The 23801-nt window shown below is 45.6% G+C and carries 25 protein-coding genes; 11 read left to right on the top strand and 14 right to left on the bottom strand.

The genetic code is table 11. The features are described from left to right. Positions 1–81: 81 nt before the first annotated feature. From FHS45_RS00570 to FHS45_RS00560, 3 genes are all read right to left on the bottom strand, one after another. Positions 82–237 carry a hypothetical protein gene (locus FHS45_RS00570; RefSeq protein ID WP_166761336.1) on the bottom strand — a complete coding sequence of 52 codons (156 nt, stop codon included), beginning with the start codon at positions 235–237 and terminating at the stop codon, positions 82–84. Continuing rightward, positions 234–2084: an asparagine synthase (glutamine-hydrolyzing) gene (gene asnB / locus FHS45_RS00565; protein ID WP_062444310.1), complete on the bottom strand. Its 1851-nt coding sequence runs from the start codon at positions 2082–2084 to the stop codon at positions 234–236. Before asnB ends, FHS45_RS00570 begins: the two co-directional genes overlap by 4 nt. 426 nt (positions 2085–2510) lie before the next feature. Beyond that, the gene (locus tag FHS45_RS00560; RefSeq protein WP_062444308.1) at positions 2511–2870 is read right to left on the bottom strand and encodes a YisL family protein; all 360 of its coding nucleotides are present in this window, start codon (positions 2868–2870) and stop codon (positions 2511–2513) included. A gap of 170 nt (positions 2871–3040) precedes the next feature. Between FHS45_RS00560 and FHS45_RS00555 the strand changes: the two genes are divergently transcribed. Further along, the gene (locus tag FHS45_RS00555) at positions 3041–4234 is read left to right on the top strand and encodes an ornithine--oxo-acid transaminase (RefSeq protein ID WP_062444307.1); all 1194 of its coding nucleotides are present in this window, start codon (positions 3041–3043) and stop codon (positions 4232–4234) included. Positions 4235–4277: 43 nt separating this feature from the next. On the opposite strand, the gene FHS45_RS00550 is transcribed toward FHS45_RS00555, so the two are convergent. Then, complete coding sequence (locus FHS45_RS00550) at positions 4278–4985, bottom strand: MerR family transcriptional regulator (protein WP_062444305.1); 708 nt, start codon at positions 4983–4985, stop codon at positions 4278–4280. A 468-nt stretch (positions 4986–5453) separates the two neighbouring features. Here FHS45_RS00550 and FHS45_RS00545 point away from each other — a divergent pair, with 468 nt between their 5' ends. After that, complete coding sequence (locus tag FHS45_RS00545; RefSeq protein WP_062444304.1) at positions 5454–6317, top strand: SDR family oxidoreductase; 864 nt, start codon at positions 5454–5456, stop codon at positions 6315–6317. Positions 6318–6595: 278 nt separating this feature from the next. On the opposite strand, the gene FHS45_RS00540 is transcribed toward FHS45_RS00545, so the two are convergent. From FHS45_RS00540 to FHS45_RS00530, 3 genes are read right to left on the bottom strand one after another with little or no spacing between them, the layout of a single operon-like run. Then, entirely contained in the window at positions 6596–7102 is a 507-nt protein-coding gene (locus tag FHS45_RS00540) for a GDYXXLXY domain-containing protein (RefSeq protein WP_062444302.1), read from the bottom strand. Then, on the bottom strand, positions 7099–8298 hold the full coding sequence (locus FHS45_RS00535; protein WP_062444299.1) for a DUF2157 domain-containing protein: 1200 nt from the start codon (positions 8296–8298) through the stop codon (positions 7099–7101). The genes FHS45_RS00540 and FHS45_RS00535 overlap by 4 nt, the downstream gene beginning before the upstream one ends. Positions 8299–8300: 2 nt before the next feature. Beyond that, positions 8301–9485: a DUF418 domain-containing protein gene (locus FHS45_RS00530; RefSeq protein WP_181949525.1), complete on the bottom strand. Its 1185-nt coding sequence runs from the start codon at positions 9483–9485 to the stop codon at positions 8301–8303. 98 nt (positions 9486–9583) lie between these two features. Here FHS45_RS00530 and FHS45_RS00525 point away from each other — a divergent pair, with 98 nt between their 5' ends. From FHS45_RS00525 to FHS45_RS00500, 6 genes are all read left to right on the top strand, one after another. After that, positions 9584–9802: a spore germination protein gene (locus FHS45_RS00525; RefSeq protein ID WP_062444297.1), complete on the top strand. Its 219-nt coding sequence runs from the start codon at positions 9584–9586 to the stop codon at positions 9800–9802. A gap of 12 nt (positions 9803–9814) precedes the next feature. Then, positions 9815–10048, top strand: coding sequence for a spore germination protein GerPB (locus FHS45_RS00520; RefSeq protein ID WP_062444295.1), 234 nt, complete (start codon positions 9815–9817; stop codon positions 10046–10048). Between the two features lie 70 nt (positions 10049–10118). Next, positions 10119–10685, top strand: coding sequence for a spore germination protein GerPC (gene gerPC / locus FHS45_RS00515; protein WP_062444293.1), 567 nt, complete (start codon positions 10119–10121; stop codon positions 10683–10685). Further along, positions 10685–10903, top strand: coding sequence for a hypothetical protein (locus FHS45_RS00510; RefSeq protein ID WP_062444291.1), 219 nt, complete (start codon positions 10685–10687; stop codon positions 10901–10903). The genes gerPC and FHS45_RS00510 overlap by 1 nt, the downstream gene beginning before the upstream one ends. Next, a complete protein-coding gene (locus FHS45_RS00505; protein ID WP_062444289.1) occupies positions 10896–11288 on the top strand; it encodes a spore germination protein GerPE in 393 nt (130 codons plus the stop codon). The genes FHS45_RS00510 and FHS45_RS00505 overlap by 8 nt, the downstream gene beginning before the upstream one ends. Positions 11289–11316: 28 nt before the next feature. After that, positions 11317–11535 carry a spore germination protein gene (locus FHS45_RS00500; protein ID WP_062444286.1) on the top strand — a complete coding sequence of 73 codons (219 nt, stop codon included), beginning with the start codon at positions 11317–11319 and terminating at the stop codon, positions 11533–11535. Between the two features lie 64 nt (positions 11536–11599). On the opposite strand, the gene FHS45_RS00495 is transcribed toward FHS45_RS00500, so the two are convergent. Genes FHS45_RS00495 through addB form a run of 3 tightly spaced genes read right to left on the bottom strand, consistent with a single transcriptional unit; the run spans position 11600 to position 19121 of the window. Then, the gene (locus FHS45_RS00495) at positions 11600–11905 is read right to left on the bottom strand and encodes an HNH endonuclease (RefSeq protein ID WP_062444284.1); all 306 of its coding nucleotides are present in this window, start codon (positions 11903–11905) and stop codon (positions 11600–11602) included. After that, on the bottom strand, positions 11902–15621 hold the full coding sequence (gene addA / locus FHS45_RS00490; RefSeq protein ID WP_062444282.1) for a helicase-exonuclease AddAB subunit AddA: 3720 nt from the start codon (positions 15619–15621) through the stop codon (positions 11902–11904). The genes FHS45_RS00495 and addA overlap by 4 nt, the downstream gene beginning before the upstream one ends. Further along, the gene (gene addB / locus FHS45_RS00485; RefSeq protein ID WP_062444279.1) at positions 15621–19121 is read right to left on the bottom strand and encodes a helicase-exonuclease AddAB subunit AddB; all 3501 of its coding nucleotides are present in this window, start codon (positions 19119–19121) and stop codon (positions 15621–15623) included. Before addB ends, addA begins: the two co-directional genes overlap by 1 nt. 86 nt (positions 19122–19207) lie before the next feature. Between addB and FHS45_RS00480 the strand changes: the two genes are divergently transcribed. After that, on the top strand, positions 19208–20365 hold the full coding sequence (locus FHS45_RS00480) for an MFS transporter (protein ID WP_062444277.1): 1158 nt from the start codon (positions 19208–19210) through the stop codon (positions 20363–20365). Between the two features lie 42 nt (positions 20366–20407). Here the strand turns inward: FHS45_RS00480 and lepB are convergent, their stop codons facing one another. Further along, positions 20408–20950 (bottom strand): signal peptidase I, encoded by a 543-nt coding sequence (gene lepB, locus FHS45_RS00475; RefSeq protein WP_062444275.1) that lies wholly within the window; start codon positions 20948–20950, stop codon positions 20408–20410. A gap of 54 nt (positions 20951–21004) precedes the next feature. Next, the gene (locus FHS45_RS00470; RefSeq protein ID WP_062444273.1) at positions 21005–21652 is read right to left on the bottom strand and encodes a TVP38/TMEM64 family protein; all 648 of its coding nucleotides are present in this window, start codon (positions 21650–21652) and stop codon (positions 21005–21007) included. Between the two features lie 230 nt (positions 21653–21882). Between FHS45_RS00470 and FHS45_RS00465 the strand changes: the two genes are divergently transcribed. After that, a complete protein-coding gene (locus FHS45_RS00465) occupies positions 21883–22272 on the top strand; it encodes a YhjD family protein (RefSeq protein ID WP_062444268.1) in 390 nt (129 codons plus the stop codon). Here FHS45_RS00465 and FHS45_RS00460 read toward each other — a convergent pair. Beyond that, complete coding sequence (locus FHS45_RS00460; RefSeq protein WP_062444266.1) at positions 22220–22738, bottom strand: competence protein ComK; 519 nt, start codon at positions 22736–22738, stop codon at positions 22220–22222. The genes FHS45_RS00465 and FHS45_RS00460 overlap by 53 nt on opposite strands. Positions 22739–22861: 123 nt before the next feature. Then, positions 22862–23005, bottom strand: a complete 144-nt coding sequence (locus FHS45_RS00455; RefSeq protein ID WP_157620179.1) for a hypothetical protein — start codon at positions 23003–23005, stop codon at positions 22862–22864. A 64-nt stretch (positions 23006–23069) separates the two neighbouring features. Here FHS45_RS00455 and FHS45_RS00450 point away from each other — a divergent pair, with 64 nt between their 5' ends. Continuing rightward, positions 23070–23540, top strand: coding sequence for a DUF3939 domain-containing protein (locus FHS45_RS00450; protein WP_062444264.1), 471 nt, complete (start codon positions 23070–23072; stop codon positions 23538–23540). Positions 23541–23801: the final 261 nt, after the last annotated feature.

Raw genomic sequence — 23801 nt, 5'->3', positions numbered from 1 at the left:
AACGATAAGCTTGGCTAACCGGGCAACTATTGATCTTCCTGCTATCGGTTTTCAAATTTTCCAACTGAATAACTAAACAATTTAAAGAAAACCAGCCGCTCCACTTTGCTCGTGGACGGCTGGTTTTTGTGAAATTGAATGCATGTAAATAACGCATAACAATTGTATCAAATGATAGATATAGCCTAACTTACATCCGCGGACCATCGTGCCGACGGAAAGCTCTTGATGTTTCATTTTTTAATAGATACTTTATAATGCTCAAGCCAGTAGTTGACCTGACAGAGGTGCGCTAAAAGCTGGGGACCGGTCATCAACTGTCCGAACCACGGTACATCGACAGCCTTTCCTTTAGAATCCGCTAGTTGTTTCAGCTTTGTTCGTTCGAATAAGTCAAAAACAGGCGCCTGCTTATCTGCAATAATTTCATTCATCCATTTAACTACTGATTCGGTATAGAGAGGGTTGTGGGTTTTCGGGTAAGGGTTTTTCTTCCGGTACAATACCTCATCCGGCAAAATCCCTTCTAGCGCCTTCCGCAGCAGTCCTTTTTCTTTTCCATCTAAATGCTTCATTTCCCACGGAACATTCCAGACATATTCGACCAAATGATGGTCACTGAACGGCACACGTACCTCGAGACTCGCTCCCATGCTCATACGGTCCTTCCGGTCAAGCAGAGTTTGCATGAACCAGTGCATATTCAAATAAAACATCTGCCTCCTCTTCTCTTCCATCGCTGATTCGCCCGGCAGCTTTGGCATTTCGTCTATTGTTTCCTGGTAACGAGCGAGCATATAGCCTTTCAAGTCAAGCTTTTGCTGCCATTCTTTTTTCAGGAGATTGTTTCTAAAGTCTAAAGATCGAATCCACGGGAAGCCTTCCCGTTCTATTTCATCCTCCCGATAAAACCATGGATACCCCCCGAAAATTTCATCCGCGCACTCCCCTGATAAACCAACCGTCACTTTATCTTTCACTTCCCCACAGAACCATAGCAATGATGAATCCACATCCGCCATCCCCGGTAGATCCCGGAACACCGTCGCCTCTTTCAATAGCTTTACTAACAGGGCATTGTCCGCGATGCAGCTATAGTGGTTTGTGCTGTGTTCTTTTTGAATCAGGGCGATAAAATCTTTATCACTAGTTGGCTGAAACGTATTGGCTTTGAAATGCTTATCGTTGCCTTCAAAATCAATTGAGAAAGTATCAAGCGCCCCTTTGTTAGAAGCCCGGTACTTTTCTGCGGCAATGGCTGTGATTGCACTTGAATCCACCCCTCCAGATAAAAATGTCCCGAGGGGAACATCGGAAACGAGCTGTCGATTGACAGCATCCAGGAACAACTCCCGTACCTTTGCAACTGTCATATCGAGATTATCAGAATGTGGCTGACTTTCCACATTCCAATACCTTGACACCTTCAAACCACCCTGTTTTGTATAGGCAGCACAATGACCAGGCCGTAAATCATAAATTCCTTTGAATACGCCACATCCAGGTGTCCGGGACGGGCCCAGCGCCAATAACTCATGAAGACCTGTCTCATCCAATGCAGCTTCTACATTCGGATGAGACAGCAGTCCCTTTATTTCAGAAGCGAACAATAAGCCACCATCTACCTCTGTGTAAAATAACGGCTTAACTCCGAGCCGATCCCTTGCCAGGAAAAGCTTTTGCTCCGCATCATCCCACACGGCAAAAGCAAAAATACCATTCAGATGATCGACACAGCTTTCTCCCCATTGCATATAACTTGTCAGGAGTACTTCTGTATCGGAATGAGAGCGGAAGGACCAGCCTCTACTTGCCAGCTCAGCTCTCACGTCTTCCGTATTGTAAAGCTCCCCATTATAACATAATGTATAGCGTTTCTCTCCAGCCTGCCTCGTCATCGGCTGCCTGCCACCTTTAGGATCAATGACAATCAGTCGCTGGTGACCAAAAGCGGTATGACGGCCGAACCATTGATTTCCTTCATCAGGTCCGCGATGCTCCAACGCTCTCCCCATTGCTGTGATGGTATCAAAGGCACAACTCAAGTCTTTATTGAAATCCGTCCATCCGACAATTCCGCACATATATAGAGCCACTCCCTTGGTTAGCTAAAAAAGATAAACTAGTATATGTGAACGGACTTACATTTATGATGTAATACTTACATTGTCAGATGTAGTAAAACTCCCAGTATCCTTTTCACTAGATTTTGTTTCTTTATAGAAAAGTCGAAGACTCGATTTCAAGATATCAAGGGTTCTTTACTATAATCGAGTCAGGGGCGGCTGGGAAAAACGGTGAGACTCCAGTGGGATGAACATGAGCGGTGAGATCCCGCAAGGCGAAGCCTGAGGAAGCTCACCACATGCCCACAGAAAGCGATCCGTTTTCCCAGCCACCATAATTGCTACCTAACGTCTCGAAACTGAGACTTCAGGGAGCTTATCTATATATAATAAAACCTATAAAAAAACTGCCCGGATTTGATATCCGGACAGTACAACTTATTCTTAAGCTGGAAGAATACCTAATGGCATAAAGCCAAAACCAAGAATCAGTGCCAATACGAACGAAACAACGAGCTGGATCCACCAGCTTGATGCCGGCTGCCCTTTGGACACTTTAATGGCAACCATTTCTATCGCTGCTATTACCCAAAGGCCGACAAGCATCTTTACAATAACAAGTACGCCGATATTCGCATAGGAAGCGAATAGGCTGCCTCCAGAATATAAAATAACTAAATAGAATAACCGCATAACCATTTGTGTAATCTTAGCAGCTTTTGCGTTACCTGCACGTGAAAACGTCAGAACAAGCATCAATAGTGCTAAAGCTACCACCCACGCGGTGATATGTAAATGTGCCACCAAACTTCCTCCTTTTCCTATCAATCTACCGTTATAGTACCATGTTTACACAAAATATTCCTAACAAAACCTTTATTAAACCTTTCTAAAGGAATTTTTAGACTAAAGAGAAAATTGCTCCAAAACCTGTTATAATGGATGAAGATTTTCGAATGTTATGGAGGGATAGAATGACAAGAACTAGTCAAGAAATCATTGATCAGACCCAGGAATTCGGTGCAAAGAACTATCACCCGCTACCGATTGTAGTAGAAAAGGCAGAAGGTGTCTGGGTAGAGGATCCAGAAGGCAATCGTTACATGGACATGCTCAGTGCTTATTCGGCTGTCAATCAGGGGCACCGTCACCCACGAATCATTGAAGCACTCAAAAACCAGGCAGACCGTGTTACTCTTACATCACGCGCCTTCCACAACGATCAGCTCGGACCATGGTATGAAAAAATCTGTAAGCTGACCAATAAAGAAATGGCACTTCCTATGAACACTGGTGCTGAAGCTGTCGAAACTGCTATCAAAGCTGCTCGCCGCTGGGCATACGATGTCAAAGGTGTTGCAGACAATCAGGCAGAAATCATCGCATGTACCGGAAACTTCCACGGCCGCACGATGACCGCTGTTTCTCTTTCTTCTGAAGAAGAATATCAACGAGGCTTTGGTCCAATGCTTCCTGGCATTAAACTGGTTCCTTATGGCGATATTGATGCATTAAAAGAAGCAATCACAGAAAACACAGCAGGATTTTTAATTGAACCGATCCAGGGAGAGGCTGGAATCGTCATCCCTCCAGAAGGTTTCTTAAAAGAAGCTTCAGAAGTTTGTAAAGAAAACAATGTCCTGTTCATTGCCGATGAAATTCAGGCTGGACTGGCTCGAACCGGAAAGATGTTCGCCTGCGACTGGGAAAACGTCACACCTGATATGTTGATCTTAGGTAAAGCGCTTGGTGGAGGTGTCTTCCCGATTTCTACAGTAGTAGCCAACCGTGAAATCCTCGGCGTCTTCAACCCTGGCTCCCACGGCTCTACATTTGGCGGCAATCCGCTTGCTTGCGCTGTCTCACTGGCTTCCCTTGAAGTACTGGAAGATGAAAAGCTTGCGGACCGCTCGCTTGAAATGGGCAACCTGATGATGGGCGAATTGAACAAAATCAACAACCCGGTTATCAAAGAAGTCCGCGGAAAAGGGTTATTCATTGGCGTGGAACTAACGGAAGCGGCCCGTCCTTATTGCGAACAGTTAAAGGAAAAAGGCCTGTTATGTAAAGAGACACATGAAAACGTCATTCGTTTCGCCCCTCCATTAATCATTAACCGCAATGATTTAGAATGGGCGATCGATCAAATCAAAGAAGTATTATCATAATAAAAACCGAGCCTGCTCAGGCTCGGTTTTATTCATGTTATAGCTATTGCCGGAATATGGCGAAAAATCGCCCCCAAATTCCTTGAGGTTTTTCCTGTACCGTTTGTTCCAGTCGTTTATTGAAGTCATTCTGCATACGCCATTCCCTCTGCTGCTCTTCCCGCATGCTTTTCATTTCTTCCCGCAGCATTTCGCTCCGCTCTCTTTCTTGTTCCAATAACGTTTCGTAATGGTTTTTTTGCTGTTCGGTCAATCGTTCCAACTTAGCCTGTGTCTTTTGTGCCGAGTTGCCGATACCCGAACTGATGACATGGTGATCCTGCTGGAGACGGGAAACTGTCGTCTTAAGCTGGGATACTTCATTGGTCAGCTGCATGTTCATTTCTCTGGAAGCTGCTAGTTCATTAGCTAGCATTTGAAAGAATTCCTTCATTTGTGCAGGATCCTGCAGGGATTGATCATATGTATCGTTTACCGCTACACCGGTCTTATCTGATTCTAACCGTTCTTTTTGCTGTTGTACCAGTTCCTTCGTTATTACATCCAGAGGCTTGTCCGTATCGCGTATCGCTATAAGCGCTTCGACATCAGACCTGACGAAGATGCGACGGTCGCCGTCTTTGAAAAACTCATATCCATTCCGTTCCAATTTCTGGCCATACTTTCGTACAGTCGGTGTTGCAATCCCTACCTCTTCCGCTACTTCCTTAGTGGTATAAGCTCGTTCATTCGGTTGTATATCGTGTCGCATATCGAACCTCCTTCTCTCTAATTTCTAATATGAAGGTTTTTCAGATAATTTGCAAGATGTATCGTCAACCGATATGACAGAAAAAATAAAAAGAGTCATTAAGCCCATATCTAAAGGAATAGACCAGGGCAAATCCCCCCAAATGTCTCCTTTTTTTCTGCTTCTCATTACCTATAATCCGCTTAGTTTTACGATGTATCGCTTTTCAAGAAGCGACCGTTTATTATATCGCCCCTCGCTACAAACGATACAGACTCTCCGGTGATATTATATACGTATCGCTTGTTTTCTTATAACCAAGGGATTTAACCATTCAGCAGATCGCTTTCGTATCGCTTCTGTTCTCCCCTCTTTCTAGCTCCTATCGACAAAAAATTGCCCGGGGAATAATACGGTTTCTGCTGTTAAAACGGTACGCGCTGGGTAACCTAAGTCTAAATCTATTAATACATAGGAGGAGGATCTCATATGCCTAGCAAGAAGAAAGAAATACAGCCAAAGCAGCATCAGGATCGCCAGCCTGGCTTTGAAAACGAGATGAAGCCATTGCCGGAATTTGACGATAAAAGTTATAAAGGAAGCGGCAAATTACAAGGAAAAGTTGCTATCATAACTGGTGGGGACAGTGGAATTGGCCGGGCTGTAAGCATATATTTCGCCAAAGAAGGTGCAAATGTCGCTATCCTTTACTTAGACGAACATGAAGATGCCCAGTTGACAAAGCAACTCGTAGAGAACGAGGGCAGCAGGTGCGAAGTGATCAACGGAGATATCGGTCAGGCCGATTTTTGCGAGTCATCAGTTAAACAAATAATCAAGAGTATGGGTAAAGTCGATATTCTGGTTAATAACGCTGCCATTCAATTTCCTCAGAAGAACTTTCTCCATATTACTAATGAGCAAATGGAGAATACCTTCCGGGTCAACTTCTTTTCCTACTTCTATATGACTAAGGCAGTTCTCCCTCATATGAAAAAGGGGTGCAGTATTATTAACACTTCATCTGTCACTGCTTACGAAGGTAACGAACAGTTAATTGATTATTCTGCTACCAAAGGTGCCATTACCACCTTCACCCGTTCCCTGGCAAAGTCACTGGTCAGTCAAAGTATCCGTATAAATGGTGTTGCGCCTGGCCCGATTTGGACTCCCCTTATTCCTGCCAGCTTCGATAAACAGCAGGTAGCCGAATTCGGTTCCGACAATCCAATGGGACGGCCGGGGCAGCCCAGAGAGCTTGCACCGGCCTATGTTTACTTAGCCAGTGATGACTCCAGCTTTGTCACCGGACAGATGATTCATGTAAACGGTGGTATACCAGTCAACGGATAACCTATGCGCTAGAACTTATCTTTGTCTTTTATCCACCTTTTGGTATACACGATTTCGATTATCAGCCCTGTTAATAACAATAATACAAGAAAATAGGCAGGGGTTGCGTCTGGTAACAACACAAATAAGGCAGCTGGAGCAATAGAAATAAATAGAACAACTTGCCAACGTTTTATAACGGAGAAGACCTTTCGCCTTGGGTGAATAATTATTCCCTCCTTTTCTTCGAGAAAAGCAGTTCATTTAGAAGTTTAATCCTTCTAAATGAACTGCTTTCTTTAGTTTAATTTTAAATTAATGATTTTTTTCTGTCCCCATGGAGCGACAACTACTTCGACAATCATATCATCTCTTCGTTGTTCATACTGTTCCCCCGTATTTTCTTCCACATGATAACGGTTAATTCCATAAGTGACCATATGCTCAGACCTTCCATCATTATGCCATTGATATTTACCCTTTATCCGTACTTGCCCTGCAGCTGGGTCCAGCTTTTCCTGAGATGCTGCTGCTACCTGATAAAGCCCATTTTCTCCTTCTTCAAGAAGAACATAAACGATTTCTCCATATTCCGGTACCACTCCTGCCCATTTTCCTTCCTCAATGGTTTCTATTTCATAATTCAATATAACGTAATCCCCGTAGAAAAGATCACGCGGATCAATCGGGGCTGTTTTCAGCTGGATTGTTTCCCCGAAGGCATCCATAGCATAATAGGCGACCGACATGCCGACTAAAAACAACACCTGAGCAGCGACAATAATATAGAAGGCGAAACGCTTCATATTTCCTGCCCCCTTTTCGATAAATTCCTACGCTTCCGTTCAAGAAAGTAGCTGAGCAGAAACAACAGGATGCCACCAATAAAGAAGAACAGTGATTTATCCATAAAGTCCCAAGCCAGTTGAATATAAGCGACGATAGTACTAATGACGAAGGCCACTGTTCCTTTCGTTACCATGTTCGCTTCCTCTGTCTGATAGCCCCGAAGCAGCCAGCCAAGCGAATATATGAAAAGAAGCATCAGTACGAGCATCGATCCTGCTTCCAGAAAAAAGAATGGAAAAAACAGCACCAGATTGAGTATCAGAATCAGGTTGTCACTTCTCCATAAAAGATAAACAGCTGCCGCCATAAGCACCGCCCAGATGACAATAAATGAAATTTCCCCATTTATGGCTTCCTTAAAATAATCGACCTCTAGCATGAACACTTGCCAGATAGCGAGGATGAACATACCAGCCACGCTCAGTTTAGTAAACGGGATACGGATGCCCGGCTTTGTTACAACATGACCGGTAACATAAAGAACCAGCAGATAAAGAATCAGCCATTGAAATGATTCATGTTCGACAAGACTCAGGATTATTGCCTGCAGCATGTAGCTTAGTGCAAATAACGTTCCATACAGCCAATCTGCCCGTTGATAGACAAAATGACCGAAGCCAAATAAGAACAATAGGCCAAGCAGCAAGTGATATTCTGAAAAATTGCCGACACTGTACACCTGTCCCACCGTTGTTATAATAATTGCCAGTATAAACAATGTCCGTTCTTCAAATAACGCAAATACCAGCAGTGCAGACAGTGCCCAGATAAAAAATGGAAACGCACTGAATGAGGTGTAGTTGTACATTTGCCCGGTGAGGAATATTCCCGAGCCAAATATCAGCACTGCTATGATGAGCAGACTGACCCCAACTGCCTCCGATCGTTTACGGTAAACATGGTCGCCTGCCAGATAAAATCCTAGCATCGCCAGGATGATGATCACCATCCTGGCAACGTGGGGGATTGCTCCCCAGTTGGATGCGATGAAGCTTAAAAACCCCAATCCAATGAATATAGCGGCCAGGGTTAATAAGACAGGCTTCTGATTCTGATTCGGATACAGTTTTAATATTTCTTCTAACTGATCCTTCTCAATAATTCCTTTGTCGACCCATTTTTTCCCTTCACTCTTCACTTGCTGCCTATTCATTTCTACCCCTCCTGCCGCCTGCGTAATGGCTGTTTTTTTCCATAAGTCAGTGTACGCCAGATCCACTCTAACGGTCCGTAACGATAGGATTGCAGCCACCATTTACTTGCTATCGTCTGCACACTGTAAAACAAGACGACGATTATAACGCTCCATAATGGGGACACTTGCCCATACAGCCCAAAACCGATGGAATAAAATAACAAAAAAGCGAATAATGACTGTAAAATGTAGTTGGAAAGTGATAACTTGCCGACATAGCTTAACCCTCGCAACCATCGCTTCCCTATCGGAGACTGATACAGCAAAGTAACACTGACAACGTAAAAGACAGCAGAAGCACTGCCTCCGATATTATCCTGCATTAACTGGAACCAGGCTGGATTCCCAAAGAGATAAGGTCCTGCCTTAAACACGAGGAATAACAGGAATGTCACTGTCCATAAAGAAACTAGGGCCCTCTTATGTTTTTTTGGCTGATGGAGCCATTTTTTCCGGGCGATATACATCCCAATCAAAAACATTGGTAAGAGACTCATGATAAGAAACGGCCAGTTCATCGGGGCGTTGGTGTAGTTCCAATCATTGAGATTCTGTGACCAGATATCGTATAAAGTCCCATTTCCATAGTTTTCTTTAGCCTGTTCGATGGCGGGATCATTTACCCATCCTCCATAATCAGAACCTAAGCTGTAAAGGCTAAATGTAAAAAGAATAGTGAAGATCAAAAGCATACTGAATCCCCAGGCCAATAATGTTTTTTTCTTACGATTCAAGAAGAATAATAACAATAAACCAATTAACCCATAGGATAGTAATATATCACCGTGCCAGATCAAAAAAGCATGGATGAGTCCAAAACCGATTAATATCCCTAACCGGCGGCCGATAACATATTTGGCGTGTAACCCTTTATCAACAAGCCGCTCTCTCATCATTTCTATGCCGAAACCGAATAAAAATGAGAACAGCGTATAAAAGCTGGCCTGGAAAAATATATCGATGATCGCCTGGATGGTATGGCTAGTCCCGGAAGACCAGTAGATTTCTTCCCCACCGTATAAAAAATACGGCGCATTGAAAGCAGGAACGTTGACCATGAATATACCAAAGATGGCCAAACCACGGGCAGCATCAATCCATTCTAATCGTTCCGCTTCCCGTAATGGTGTTCCAATGTCCTTCATAGTGCTCACTCCTTTATCTATATTTTACTGCTTTCATACCTAACTTAATAGATGAAGGAATAAATAAAATTTATACATATTTAAAAAGGAGGCTCATCATGCCAGCACAAGTAGGCGCAGTAAAAGTCCTGTCCATTTCATCATCCAGCATCTTCAATGTCGGAGACGTTTACATGATTGCTCCCACAAGTTCAGCAAAAACATTTGCCGGCGGAGGATCATTCAATTCAGGCGATGGAATACGGGTCGATTTAGGAAGATCTGTCACATATGTTAATGACCGTGATGTCTATGACCAGTCCAAAGTTAAAAAATAGGAGGCGTCCATCATGAGTATTACCATTCACCAGTCCATTTGTATCAACCTGTTAAAAGTTGAATCTGTCACAAACTCATCTGTCCTGCAAATCGGTAGTGCCGGCTCCATTCGTTCCCGAGCCGAATTATATAATACTGGCGGCTTTACAGGTCCTGCCCCTCTAGCAAAACCACAAGAAGGAGAAATTGGTACGATTGGCCCGGGCGGCGGGCCGATGGTGCCACTCTCAGCACCAGGAGGTTAATTTCAGAATCACAGCTTATCGTTTTCTGCATAAATTAGGGATATAGCCTAATTCTAACGGGGGTGATGGGATGAATTATTACGGTTCATGGCAGCAATACATGGAGCAGATGATGAAGCAACTTCAAGAGCAACAGAAAGAAATCAAGGCCCTGTATCAAAAATTAGAATCCCTTGAACATAACCATTCCGATCAGCCCAAGACAGTGATAGAAAAAATAGAATATAATTTTGACCAGTTGAAAATAGAGTCATTGGAAGGCACCCTTCATATCGGATTGACGCCGCAAGAATTAAGTGAAATTGACGATGCTTCGTTATGGCGCCAGCAGGATCCTATCCAGAAATCGGCACCGAAACCAGACAATCAGCAGGTTTTGGAGGAATTAGATCACTACTTGACAGAACAAGGCGGTGCTATCATTCGCAGTCTAGCCACTCATCATCAAGTAGATATGAATCAGCAAAAAGAGCAGAGCATCATTCAGGATATCCGCAATCAACTGCCTTCCAGGATTGGTCACTATGAAAACCAGAATCCGAAACCAGGCCCTGAGGTGGTCGTCCAACAAATTAAGACGGAAATTGAGCATTCTATTGCTCAATACCTGGAACAATCTAAAGGAGAAGATAAATAATGGCTTTTATTGTCCATAATTGGGGACTCCATGTTGGGAATGTAGACATCACGGGAATTTCATCTTCCTCTGTATTTTTAATTGGAGATAATAAACAAATACTTCTAAATTCTTATTTCGACACGCCCGCAGAATCCTTGATTATCGGCCCATTCGTTCCTTTAGGCACAAACAGCGGAACAGCAGATAACACGGTGGAGACAACGGAAGATGAATAAACGGCTGGTAAAGTTGGATGACATCAAAATTATCGATGTCGTTTATGGCACAAGCTTTATCATCGGTGACAGTCATCGGGCAACGCCATTTGCAAGGGTAATTGCCATCCAAAAAGAAGGTGCAAGATTTGATGAAGAAGCCTATTCCTATGAGCAATTCCCACTTTTCACGAGACAATTCAAACGACTTCCTCCCCCCGGTGCTGTCAACGATATCCATTACCATCACAATCCAACGATTAACGTTGGTAGAGTTCGCGTAAACGGTGCTTCCACTTCCTCCATGATACAAATCGGCAGCCTTGATGAACTGGATGCGGATGCACGTGTGAAACATATTCGAATCCTACAGGATGAACAAGAAGAAAACACAGGCATAGACTGAATGAGAGCCTTTTTGAAGGAGGGGTAAGATGCCATCGATTGTCGGCCCCATAAAAATCAACAGCGTTGGCGGTGGAGTCATAAATTTTGGAGATGCTTTCTACCTGTCTCCGAAAAGCACATCGAAAACCAACGCCGGTTCCGGTTCCTTAAATACCGGAGATTTTATCAATACGAATAACGGATTCAGCTCCACCAATCCGTTCGACCCTGATGTTAATGATCAGAATGTTGCCGGAAATGCATAAAAAAGACGCTGCAGCTAAATAGCGCAGCGTCTTTTTTATGAGCAAAAACAATTTATTTTGATGTTCACCGCTGGTCACGCCTTCGATGCGATTTCCTGGTCGTAATCTTCTTCTGCGGGTCCTGCTTTTTCACCCAGCGCAAATACTTTGCCATATCCGGGTGGTCGGCAAGCCGCTCCAATGTATGATAAAAAACTGCCAGTTCTTCATTCGTAAATAAGGCGTGGATTTGTCGATGACAGGCCCTGCACAGCTGGGCAGTCGGCCCATCCGCTCCTCCATACTCTTTTGGAATCAAGTGGTGGGCGGTCGTCGTAACCGGTGACCTTCCGCATAAATCGCACGTTTTGTCATCGAATTGCCGTATCATCTTTTAACCTGCTCCGTAGAAAGCAAAAGTGGCCCATCGAAAAAATAAAGACACTTTTCCACGACTGGATCTTTCCATATCTTTTCGAGTGCGGTCTGGTAGAGCTGTAATTGCACTTCATACCTGGAAGAAAGCTTTTCCTTCAGCTCCCCGGTTACCTCTTCGTTAATCGTATCGGTTTTATAATCAAGAATCAGCCATCCCCCCTCATATGGTATGACACAGTCGATGACACCTTGAACGAAGACCTGTTCATCAGTTTCACCCTCCCAGTCACGGTACACTTGATGAGCCGGAAGCGTCAAACTGAAAGGAACCTCTTTTTGCAAATGATCCGCTTGAAGAACGAATTCCCCCATCCCAGTATCGAAAAAAGCTGCAATTGCTGCATTATCGATAACATCCGCTTCTTCCGGACGGAGCACTTCCCGCTCCACTAATTCCAGCACAAATTCCCGGACTTCGCGTTCTGAATATTTTCTTGTGAACGGCAAATGCTGCATAACTGTATGCATCGCAGTTCCCCGTTCTGCTGCCGTCAGCTTCTTCTCTTCCTGCATGAAACGCGGACGCTTGATAATCGGTGCTTTGAACGGCAGCACAATTTCATTGCTGCTATATTCATCCAATTCTTCCCGCTGCCTTTTCAGTTCGGTTACCGACTGCTTAGCCCGGGAATTTGCGGCCTGACGATAGGGGTAGGCAAAATTCAATCGGCGGTCTACTCTCTCTGACTCCCCATTCCCATCTACTTCTTTCCAACCGTAGACAGCATCTTTCAAACGCTCATCACGATTCTTTTCTAACTCCTCCAACTGATTATAGGCACTGCCATGCTTGATTTCTACCCGCCATTCTGATTCATCCTGCCATATTTCCTCAGAAGTTTTCACTTCAAGCTCCGGATGGCGTAACGGCTCCGTTTTATGGTGGCGAATCAAAGCTGGCCCTACCCAATCAAGATAGCTTTTTGATTCCAGCCGATAATGCGGTGGCAATACCCAGCTCGGGTGCTCCAGGAATTCCAGCCATTTCTCCTGCTTTTTTTCAAAGGAAGTGACGTTCCCTACCATGACGAGCTTTTCTTTCGCCCTTGTCAATGCGACATATAAAACCCGCATCTCTTCCGCCAGCAGTTCGCGAAGTTTTTCCCGTTTTAAAGCGTGGTAAGCAAGTGTCGGATACATTATCCTTTTTTCCGGGTTGATGTAGCGGGTCCCGAAACCATAATCTTTGTGCAGCAGGTATTTCGACCGGAGATCCATCTGGTTGAACTGTTTATCCATTCCGCCGAGAATAACAACCGGGAACTCGAGCCCTTTACTCTTATGAATGGTCATGATCCGTACCACATCTTCCTGTTCCCCCAAAGCACGGGCGGCACCAAGGTCATCACCCCGCTCCTCGATCCGCTCGATGAATCGTAAGAAACGGAACAGCCCCCGGAAGGAAGTAGCTTCATAGGAACGTGCCCGGTCATACAACGCACGCAGGTTCGCCTGACGTTGCCGTCCCCCTGGAATTCCGCCGACAAAATCGTAGTAGCCGGTTTCCCGGTAGATTTCCCAAATCAGCTCTGACAATGCCCCCTGTCGCGCACGAACCCGCCAAGAATGCAGTTGTTCTAAGAACCTGTCAATCTTATGTTTTATCTCCTTTTCCCCACTGAAAACTTTCATCGCATCATAGTAAGTCGTGCGCTGTTTAGCAAGCCTGATTTGCGCCATTTGTTCTTCATCGAGTCCGACGATCGGTGAATGAAGCACCGATGCCAGCGGGATATCCTGCTGTGGGTTATCGATGACCTTTAAGAGGCTTAACATGATTTTTATTTCAATCGCTTCAAAGTAGCCGGAGGACAATTCAGCGTAAACCGGAATCCCCTGCTGTTTCAGTTCATCGACAATCGTAGGCGCCCACGTCATCGAGCGCATCAAAATCACGATATCCCGGTACTGGACCGGGCGCTGAAATTCAGTTTCCTTATCAATGACCTGTAGCGGCTCCTGTTCATTTTGACCGATCCACGTTTTGATTAGCTGGCCGTATGCACGGGCTTCAATCTGTGCTTTTTCCAAGTCACGATAGTCTTCCCCATCTTCTGACGGCTGGTCGTCCGACGCCTCCCTGTCAATCACTAATAACTCTGCATCCGTATCCGATGATGTGAGTTCATCATAGATGGTATTGCTGTAAATAAGTTCGGCATCGGCCTCATAGTTCATCTCGCCGACTTCTTCATCGAGAATCTGGCGGAATATATAGTTTGTTGCTGCCAGCACCTGCTTCCGGCTTCTGAAATTACGAGCTAAATCAATTCGCTCCCCAGGATGCTCATCTTCTTTGAACTGCTGGTATTTGTCCAAAAACAAAGTTGGTTCGGCATGGCGAAACCGGTAAATACTTTGCTTCACATCACCGACCATGAATAGATTTCCACCCCGGTCTCCACCAGTCAGTAGTAAAAGAAGCGTTTCTTGGACAAGGTTCGTATCCTGATACTCATCAACGAGTACCTCGGAGAACTTTTCCTGGAAATCAAACGCGACGTTTGATGGAATTAGATGATCCGCGGTAGATGCATCGTCACGCAGGACGTCTAAGCAATAATGCTCCAGGTCGGAAAAATCGACGATCGCTTTTTCCCTTTTCAGGCGAGTGTAGCGGTCGCGGAAGTCTTTGACCAATGTCACCAGCTGGGCAATGACAGGATGTAATTCCTTCATATCAGCAAGATGACCGTCTAATGAACGCGTAAACCACTCGCCAGCCATGTCATTCCATCGCTTCTTGTAGCTGTCCCGTATCGCTTTCACCTGATCTTTTTTTGCTTCATCGCAATCCGCCTTTTTACCGGATAGCCGGGCAAACTTGCTCGTCTGCATAAATTCCTGAAGTTTTTCCCATGACATGCCGGCAAGCCCTTTCGCTTCCTGAATCATGGCAAGGTCGGCATCGATTGTTTCGGCGTAATGATAAGGACCATCTGCTTCCCTGGTGACTTCCAACGCTTTTTCCGCCTCCAGCTGAATTGCATCGAGCTGGCTGTCCACTTCCCTCTTCAGCATTTTCAGCCAAGGCAGGTCTGATTCATCGGTATCTCCCGTAATATGATACATCGCCGCCATCTGATCCAGCCAGTTTTCCGGGGATGGATTCTGCATCGCAAACGTGTATAAGTCGATGATCAATGACTCCACTTCCAAATCACTGCGATCGTTGGAAAAACGGTCGACGACTGCAAAGAATGCTTCCCTCTCTTCTCCTTCTTTTCCATACCAGTCTTCGAATAATTCTTCCAGCACTTCCTGCTGCAGAAGATCGGCTTCAATATCATCCGCGATCCGGAAGTTGGGATCGATATCGAGCAGGTAAGCATACCGGCGCACGACTTCCATACAGAAGGAGTGCAGGGTGGAAATGGATGCCGTCTGAAGCAGGGATAACTGTTTCTTTAAGTGATTGGATTCTGGATTGTCCTCGAGGGCTTTGCTAAGCGCCAGACCGACACGGCTTCTCATTTCCTGGGCAGCTGCGTTGGTGAAAGTTACGACTAACAGGGAATCGATATCAACCGGTTTTATTGAATGCAGCAGCTTTTGAATGATCCGTTCAACCAAAACAGCGGTCTTACCGGAGCCTGCCGCTGCTGAGACAAGTACATCCCTGCCGCTTGTATGAATCGCCCGTTCTTGTTCTTCTGTCCAGCGTACCATTAGACATCCCCCTCTCTTTCTTGTTTCGCAATCCGCTCTAAGACTTCCTCATCCTTCATAGCTTGCAGCTTGCGGAATTTGTTTTCTTCTAATGTTGGATCGAATTGACAGACAGAGCGAAATGAACAATACGTACAAGCTGTCTGCTGGTCATGCTGGAATGGGTCCAGCTTTACTTTTCCATTGGTGATACTCGTACCTGCCTGTATCATGATGTCGCGAATATAGCCCTGCAGGCGTTCAAACATATCCAAGTCCGCCGTTTTGGAACTTTTGTAAAACCCGCCTTTAGCCGTGAGGCCAGCCGGAATCATGTTGCTTGTCCCTTTTTCCAGGCTCGTATCCATCATTTGAACAATCTGTTGATTTTCCAACAGTAAGCCCTGCATTTTGAATTTCTTCAGGATTTCATCTTCAATCTTACTGTCTTCCATTTTCTGCTTGCCGGAAATCATTGGATTATGCACATGGAAGTATAGCACCCCGGCAGGCGATGCTTTGGTACCAAGCCACTGTTCTGCATAAGTGAGCACGACATCAAGGTAAGACAGCATCTGAAGCGCCAATCCATAATAGACTTCCACCAGGTTCAACCCTTTGGCGCTTGATTTATAATCGATGATCCGAAGAAACAAGTCGTCCTGATTGAGTGCTTTATCAACCCGGTCGATTCTGCCCCTGAGCATCAATTCAAATCCATTCGGCAAATCAAGTGTCAGCGGTGGGAGTTCGTCTTTCGGTCCGAAGCCAAGTTCCATTCCAACAGGCGAGAATCTCGAGTTTCTTGCTTGTTCACTCAATACAAACGCCGCTCTTGCAATGACGTTCTGCAGTTTATGCTGTAAGTACTGATACCGGTTGGAGCTGTGCAGAATCTGATGCTGAAGAATCGGTGCCAATTCTGTAACGGCACGGGTCGCATACTGGGTACTCGTTCGTTTATCCAGTTGTGAGAAGTCTTTTCCTTCTGCCTGGATCCACTCGGTGATTTTTTTCAAGGCTTCATGGAAAAGCTGACCGATGTCAGGGGCGTCCAATTTATAGGTTTTCCGCTCTTCCAGCTGCAGGCTGTACCTGGCAAAGTGCTGATAAGAACAGCGGTTATGCATTTCAAGCCTTGACACACTCGCTTTTACCTGCTTCGGATACAGTTGTTCTGTCGTCTCCCTGCTTAAATTCACCGGCTTATTTTGATAAAAAAGGCTCTCAAGAATGCGGTTGGTGAGCCCGCCTTTTTGTTCATGCCGGACGTACCAGTTGAAGACATCCCACCAGATCGGACGCATGCTGTACCCTTTCAAATAACGGGACAGTTGTGCCGTAAGTGCCCCTCTTGTCTTTGTTTTTGTAGTAATGAAACGGTCAGCATCTTCCAGGTCGTCAGGATCCTGAAGCAGGATATGATCGTGACAGCAAGGAAACAATTCTTCCACCCGGCGGATAATCGGTGATGGCGTTTTCGATTTCCCTTCCTCATTGCTGAGCGGGTAACTGATCCACAACCGGTCGCGCGGCATCGTCAGCGCCAGATATACATAAAAGCGGTCATCCAGCAGCTGCCGTTTATTGCCGTCAGCGAGCTTCAGGCCATGTGTCGCTAATAAATCACGTTCTTCCTCACTGATCATCCCATCACCTGAAGGCTTCATTGGCCAGATGCCTTCGGTTACTCCAAGCAAAAAGGCGGCCTTGATACCAGAGATTCTTGATCGGTCGACAGTACCGACGATGACATGATCCATACTTGGCGGAACATGAGAAAACCGTAATGACTCGAGACCACTTTCCACCGTGTTGCGGAATACCTGGAGAGACATCGTTTCTTCACCAGCCATCTCAACGATTTCATCAAGAAGCTGCAATACCGCATCCCATACCTGTTCCTGCTCCCGACCGCGCTCAATTTGACCGTTTTCATCAAAGTCATCCCGCCATTTTTCCAACTGCCCTGGGGCATTCATCGCCTCCAGCCAAGTGTAGATGACGCGGCATTTTTCCCCAATCGTCTTCGCTTCTCTCAACCCCTCGTCAAATGTTTCGAGAATGTTAGTTACCTGGCTGCGATAGCGGTTTAGCCGGTTCTGTTTCGCCCGTTCCTCATCGGTCTGGGAAGCCTGATCGAAGCCGCGGAAACGCTGGTATACCCATGGTTCCTTGCTGCACCAGCGCTCACGGGACCGAATGCCATATTCAAGGACATAGTTCTCCAATTCATCAATGGCATCCTCGTTAAGCGGATACTGGCGGTCGTCTGCCAGGCTGAAGCCGCTCTTCAAGAGTCGGAACACCGCATCATAACGCCAATTTCCTTCGACAACATCCAGCCCGGAACGGATCAATTCGATCAAAGGATGATTGAGCATCGTCCGCTTTTCATCCAGGAAGACTGGAATCTCATAATCTTTGAAAACAGTTGTAATCAGGTCATGGTACGTCACTGCTTCCCGCATCAAAATAGCAAGGTCTTTGTAACGGTAACCTTCATCCCTGACCAGGCGAAGGATTTCCTGTGCTACCCCCTCGACCTCGGCACGAGGATGGACTGCTTCTGCGATTTGAATCGGTGCCTCCCCTTCATAAGGAGGAGCCGGGCGTTCATCAAAATAGTTTTCCATATGCAAAAAGTGCGGCCTGTCTTTGAACCTGCCTTGCTTGTTATCAAGAATCGTCGTCCCATCAAAGTTAATGCCTTGTTCTTCAGCCATGGCAGCTAATGTTTCATAAGTTTCTCCCGTTTCATGAAATAGGTCGAGCTCGGAGCGATCAGCCACAGACGGCTTATCAAGCGTCAAGGCGACATGTACACACTTCGTCCGCTTCAATAAACCTTCGATGACCATCATTTCCTGCGGGGTGAAGCTATGGAAACCGTCAATATAAATTTCCGCGCCTTCCAGGAAACGCGCCGTCGGAATTTTATCCGCCAGCATCTGCAACTGATCCTCCCCATCCATATATTGATCTCTAAGCGCATGGTCCAGGCGATCATATATATAGCTTAAATCGTCAAGCTTATTGCGCAAAGCGATTTCACTGACATATTGGTGTGTGAACTGATCAATAGCTTCCATCTGCCCATGGAGCACCTCCGGAGTAATCCGGTAACGTTTAAATTCGGTAATCATCCCTTCCAGTTGTTCCATGAACCCCTGCTTTTCGATCGCTTTTTGAAAAACAAGCCAGTCCGATGTCCGCTCTTCCGTAATTTTCCGAAGCATCATCTGGATGCCGGTAGAACTTATGTACTTCCGGGTATTCCCTCCCGTTTCCTGCAGCACCCGCCATGCCAGCCTGGAAAAACTGAAAACCTGAGCGCGGATCGAACCTTCAATGCCATCCCGCTGTAATAGAGCATATTCCTGCTGGAACGTCATCTGATCCGGGACTAGGTAGATAATCGGCGGGCCTTTTGGGTCCTCTTTTAACTTTGCTTCGATTTCTTCCATGACGGCCGAGCTTTTGCCTGCTCCGGACCGTCCGAGTATGAATCGGATTCCCATCGAATGGTTTCCCCCTTCATTATGCACATAGTGATACCTTTTACATATCGTGAATTATATTATCGCTTATGAGAGGATGACAGATCATGAAGCAAACCTTCCAGGCGATGGTGCTGATCGTTTCCGGGATATTCATCGCCAGCAATTTGTACACGATGCTGCCCCTTCACCCTGCCCTTGCCGAACATTTTGCGGCAACACCTGCCTTAACCTCTCTGACGAGCACCTTGTTCATCATCTTCTATGCATGCGGGCTGCTGTGCTTTGGTGTCCTCGCTGACCTCTATTCCAATGCACGAATTCTTAAGTCCGGCATGTTTGCTGTCACATTCGTCACCGCTCTGATCGCCTTGACCGACTCCCTTGGAATCCTGCTGGTACTGCGGGCAGTGCAGGGTTTCTTTGCCGCGAGCTTTGCACCGCCTGCATTCAGCTATACGTTTAAACGTTTTTCTGGGTCGCACCAGGCTTTTGTCATTGCCATGATCAACACCGGATTTTTGTTTGCAGGGATATTCGGCCAGCTGGTTTCGGGCTTTTTCGGCTCATCCTACGGTTATCCCATGGTGTTTGTCGTTTTCGGCATCTCCTACTTATGCTGTGCTCTATTCATGGTAGCAGCTTTACGTCCGGCTGATGCTGTAGATAGGAAATATGCCTCGATTTCACTTACTACCATTCTATCATTTTTCAAGCAATCTTCCTTGCGAAAACTCTACCTGATCAGCTTCTTTCTACTATTTACCATCATGCTCTTCTACAGCAGTTTTGAATGGTATATGGAAGAAAGATCGGAACAGCTGCCCTTGACCCTGCAGCAATTCCGGATGCTCAGTCTGATCGGAGTTCTTCCTGCTTTTTTTGTCAGTCGTATGCAAAAACACCTCCATCCGGCTATCCTGTTATGCTTATTTTTAAGCTTGATGATGGGGGCATTCATCCCTGCTATGGTCAGTCTGTCAACCGCCACACTTATCTGGGCTTCGGTGATGATGATCGCCTCCACTTCGGTGACGATTCCGATGGTTATCGTCCTGATCGGCACTAGTACTGTCACAAACAGAGGAAGCGCCCTATCCATCTACTCGTTCGTATTGTTATCCGGTGCAAGCGTCGGTTCTTTCCTTGCTCCATTCCTGCCTCTGGAATCGGCTGTTTATGTCATAGCCGTCTTGTTCGCCTGTTTCACCCTGGTATCTTATCAGATATATTCTAAGCAGGAAAAAACCCTGCCGGCGAAATGAATCGGCCTGCAGGGCTGCTCGTTTGATCATGTTATTTTATTTTTAAAATTGAATCGCTAATTGCGACATTGGCCAGTACCGGACATCGACTTTCCCAACGACGGTGTCCATCGATACAAATCCGAAGTAACGACTGTCCAGGCTGTCGCGACGATTGTCGCCCATCACGAACATGTGGCCTTCTGGTACTTCACTTTTACCAGTCACTTCTTCAAGCGTGAAGTCTTTCGTAAATAATTTACCGTCATCCGGGCGGAGTGCCTCTAAATATTCTTCCGGCTGTGCCTCACCATTGATATATAACGTATCATCTTTGAATTCGATGTGATCCCCTGGTAGGCCGATCACTCGTTTCACATAATCCTCTTTTTCGTTGGCGTGAAATACGATGACATCCTGCCGATCGATTCCTTGCCAGTCATAAACCACTTTATTGACCATCAACAAGTTTCCATCATACAGCGTCGGTTCCATCGACTCTCCATCTACCACATAACTGGCAAACAAGTACGACCGGAACAAAAAGGCGATCACTAGCGCAAACAAAACAGTACGGAAAACTCGCCAAAAATTCTTCTTTTTCATTCTTTATGCCTCCACGGTGTGTGCTAACAACATCTTACCCGCTTTTGACATAATCTAATCGTTTTGGTAACGTTTCCGTTCTGCTTTTTTCTGCAGCCACTTTTCCAGAAACTTTCCAAGCACCCAGAATAACGTAATGCACACAGCAACTACAATTGTTTTCACCGGATTCTGGGCGAAAGATGTAATGCTTTCTCCGACATAGGCAATTGTGAAAATCATCACCGATTTTCCAAGCAGGACCGCCAGCACGAACTGCTGCCTGCTGACTCCCGACAATCCAGCCACGACATTGATGATCGCGGAAGGCGAGAACGGGAAACACATTAATAAAAATAATGGACCGAAGCCATGATTCTCCACCCAGGTCGTGACCTTTTTCACCTGTTTATGATTGGCAATGAACTGCATGAATCGCTTCTTTCCCAGCCTGCGGATTATCGTAAACACAATAACCGCTCCGACGCTGGCTCCAATCCAGGAATAAAGGAAGCCTTTCAGCAATCCGTAAGCGACCGCATTTGCCAAAACGAATACAACCAGGGGGAGGATTGGAAGGAATGCCTCAATCATCGGCAGCAGGATACCAGGCAGGGGACCGAGTGCTTCGTACCTTTCCAACTGGGCCATGATATATTCATACAGTTTATCATCTTCATACATCTGCTGGAATTTATCAAAATTCAGGGTATAGATATACATCGAAAGTAGCTCCTTAGCTTGTACAATTCATTCCTATGTTTCCATTTTAATCAAAAACAGCCGCTTTGACTATTGATTGATGCAATAGCTGCTCTCGTATATAGCTTACCCTAAATTTCCCTCGCTCAGTGGAGTGCTTCCAAATTTTCCAGAAAAAACTTGCATACTTTTTTTCCGTTCGTGCTATAATACTTATAACAGAACACATGTTCGCAACGGAGGGAAACGTCATGCGCTATTTAAAAGAAGAAGAATTGGAGGTCACCTCCCGCTACCTTTTTCTTTCGATGGCACTAGTAGTCATCCAGCAGGATCGGCGGCACATCGAAAAAGGACAATTCAAAATCAAGGAACACTATTTGGAGTTGTTAGGAAAAATGGAATCAGAGGCCCGCACAGAAAGAAGAAACCTGCGTGCCCGAATGGATCGGGAAAAACTTCAGGTCGTCCAGATCAGCAAGAACGATTCCTTCACTTCCTTCCTGTTCCTCGCACATGGCTATGAAGAAAAACGCAATTATTTCAATCCGGCAATCCGTAAGAAAGTAGAAAATATCCTGTACGAACTTATGCAAAAGGCTCTGCGATCTGCTCCGCAGTATACAGAGAAGAATGCTTGATCCGATTTTCAAGAAGGAAACGGAATTGGGCGGTACGTTGAATCTGATTGGCAATCATGCCCGGTGAAACAGGGACAACGATGGAGGATCCATTGGTGAATTCGATAGTGGTCTGGTAGCCGTCAAGGCTGTCAAAAGAGCGGATATGGCTGTGGGAAATCCAGGAGCAGTCTTTTCGTTTCGGAGAAATTGTAGGAAAGAAGTAAATGCCCATCGACTGGGAAATTACAATCGGAGGTTTATGAGTAAACCCGGCAACTTGTTTCGTACCGGCTAAGCGTCCCGGCAGACTGGAAGCGAAATAGCGGCATGCTTCGTCAACCAGCCGGCTTGGGTGGACGGGAAGCTCATGCCTTGCACCGGTTTCAATTACCTCTGTCAAAACCTTTCCGTAAGACGTAGCTGTTGCCACCAGAGCAAGGGTCTGCGCTGTAATCTCAAACGTATCTTTTTTAATCGGACTCATTCATGTCATCTTCCTTTCTGACTTAAAAGAATTCGTGCTCTTTAAATGTACCACTAAACATGAAAAAAGTCCTAATTTTTCACAAAATTTTTTCAATCTATCAGGGAGTGGCTTTTCTGTCTGCTATAATTGAGCTGAAGGAACCTGCCTCGCCTCTAATTCTTCTTTATGGCCGTCATGCCAACAGTCATCATCCGGCCATCCGAACTCAGGGTTGATACAGGTATAGATATCGAGTTCCCGTTCATTTAATTGGCTATTGTCCATTTCGCACACACCTCCACTGTTAGTGTGTGCCTGTTACATCGTTTTTAAACAAGGAGGGATGGTTATGTGGAAGAAAAAGAAATCAAAGCCTGCTCCAAAACCGACAGAAGTTTATGAGCAGCGCAGTATTCCAATCCATGAAGTTCGAAAGGCAGTCAATGTCTATGCCAGCCAGCTTCCAAAAGGCGTCGAACTGAGTGTCATTATTAAAGAAGACTTGACGATCGACTACGACCTGATTGCCCCTTACCTGAAAGGTATCCCGGTAGAGACCTACTATATGTCGCGGGAGACCTATGAAATTTTTCCGGAAGAAGAAAAACAGCTCGCGCTAGATCTCGACCATGTCCAGCGCGCCGTCGACCAATATATGAAAGCAACAAAGGAACTTCCCATCATAGAAAACGATCCCTACAAACGAGTCAGCTACTACAAACTCGAAACGTTAAAACTGCTGCCTTACCGTCCTGACCGCGACTTTTACATCACGGACGAAGAATTCCTAATCACCTACCAGCCACCATCAAAAAAATGACCACAAACTCCTCACGGCATATTGAGGAGTTTTTTTATGCAACAACTCTTTTGAGCGTTGTTGTTGATTTCTCATAAGAGAATTATTCAATTAAAGGGACGAAAAGTCGAAGACTTGATTTCGAGATATTGTGGGGTCCCGCAGGGCTTTAAGCCCGAGGAAGCTCACCGTACGCCCATGGAAAGCGAGTGATTTCCCGGACCTCCAAACCGCTACTAACGTAACGGAAACAACTTATCTTAAAACTGAGTCTTCCACTAA

It is taken from the genome of Thalassobacillus devorans, from assembly GCF_011761345.1.
Taxonomy (GTDB): Bacteria; Bacillota; Bacilli; order Bacillales; family Halobacillaceae; genus Thalassobacillus; species Thalassobacillus devorans.
Note: the sequence above shows the minus strand (reverse complement) of the source record. Positions and strands in the feature narration are given on the sequence as shown.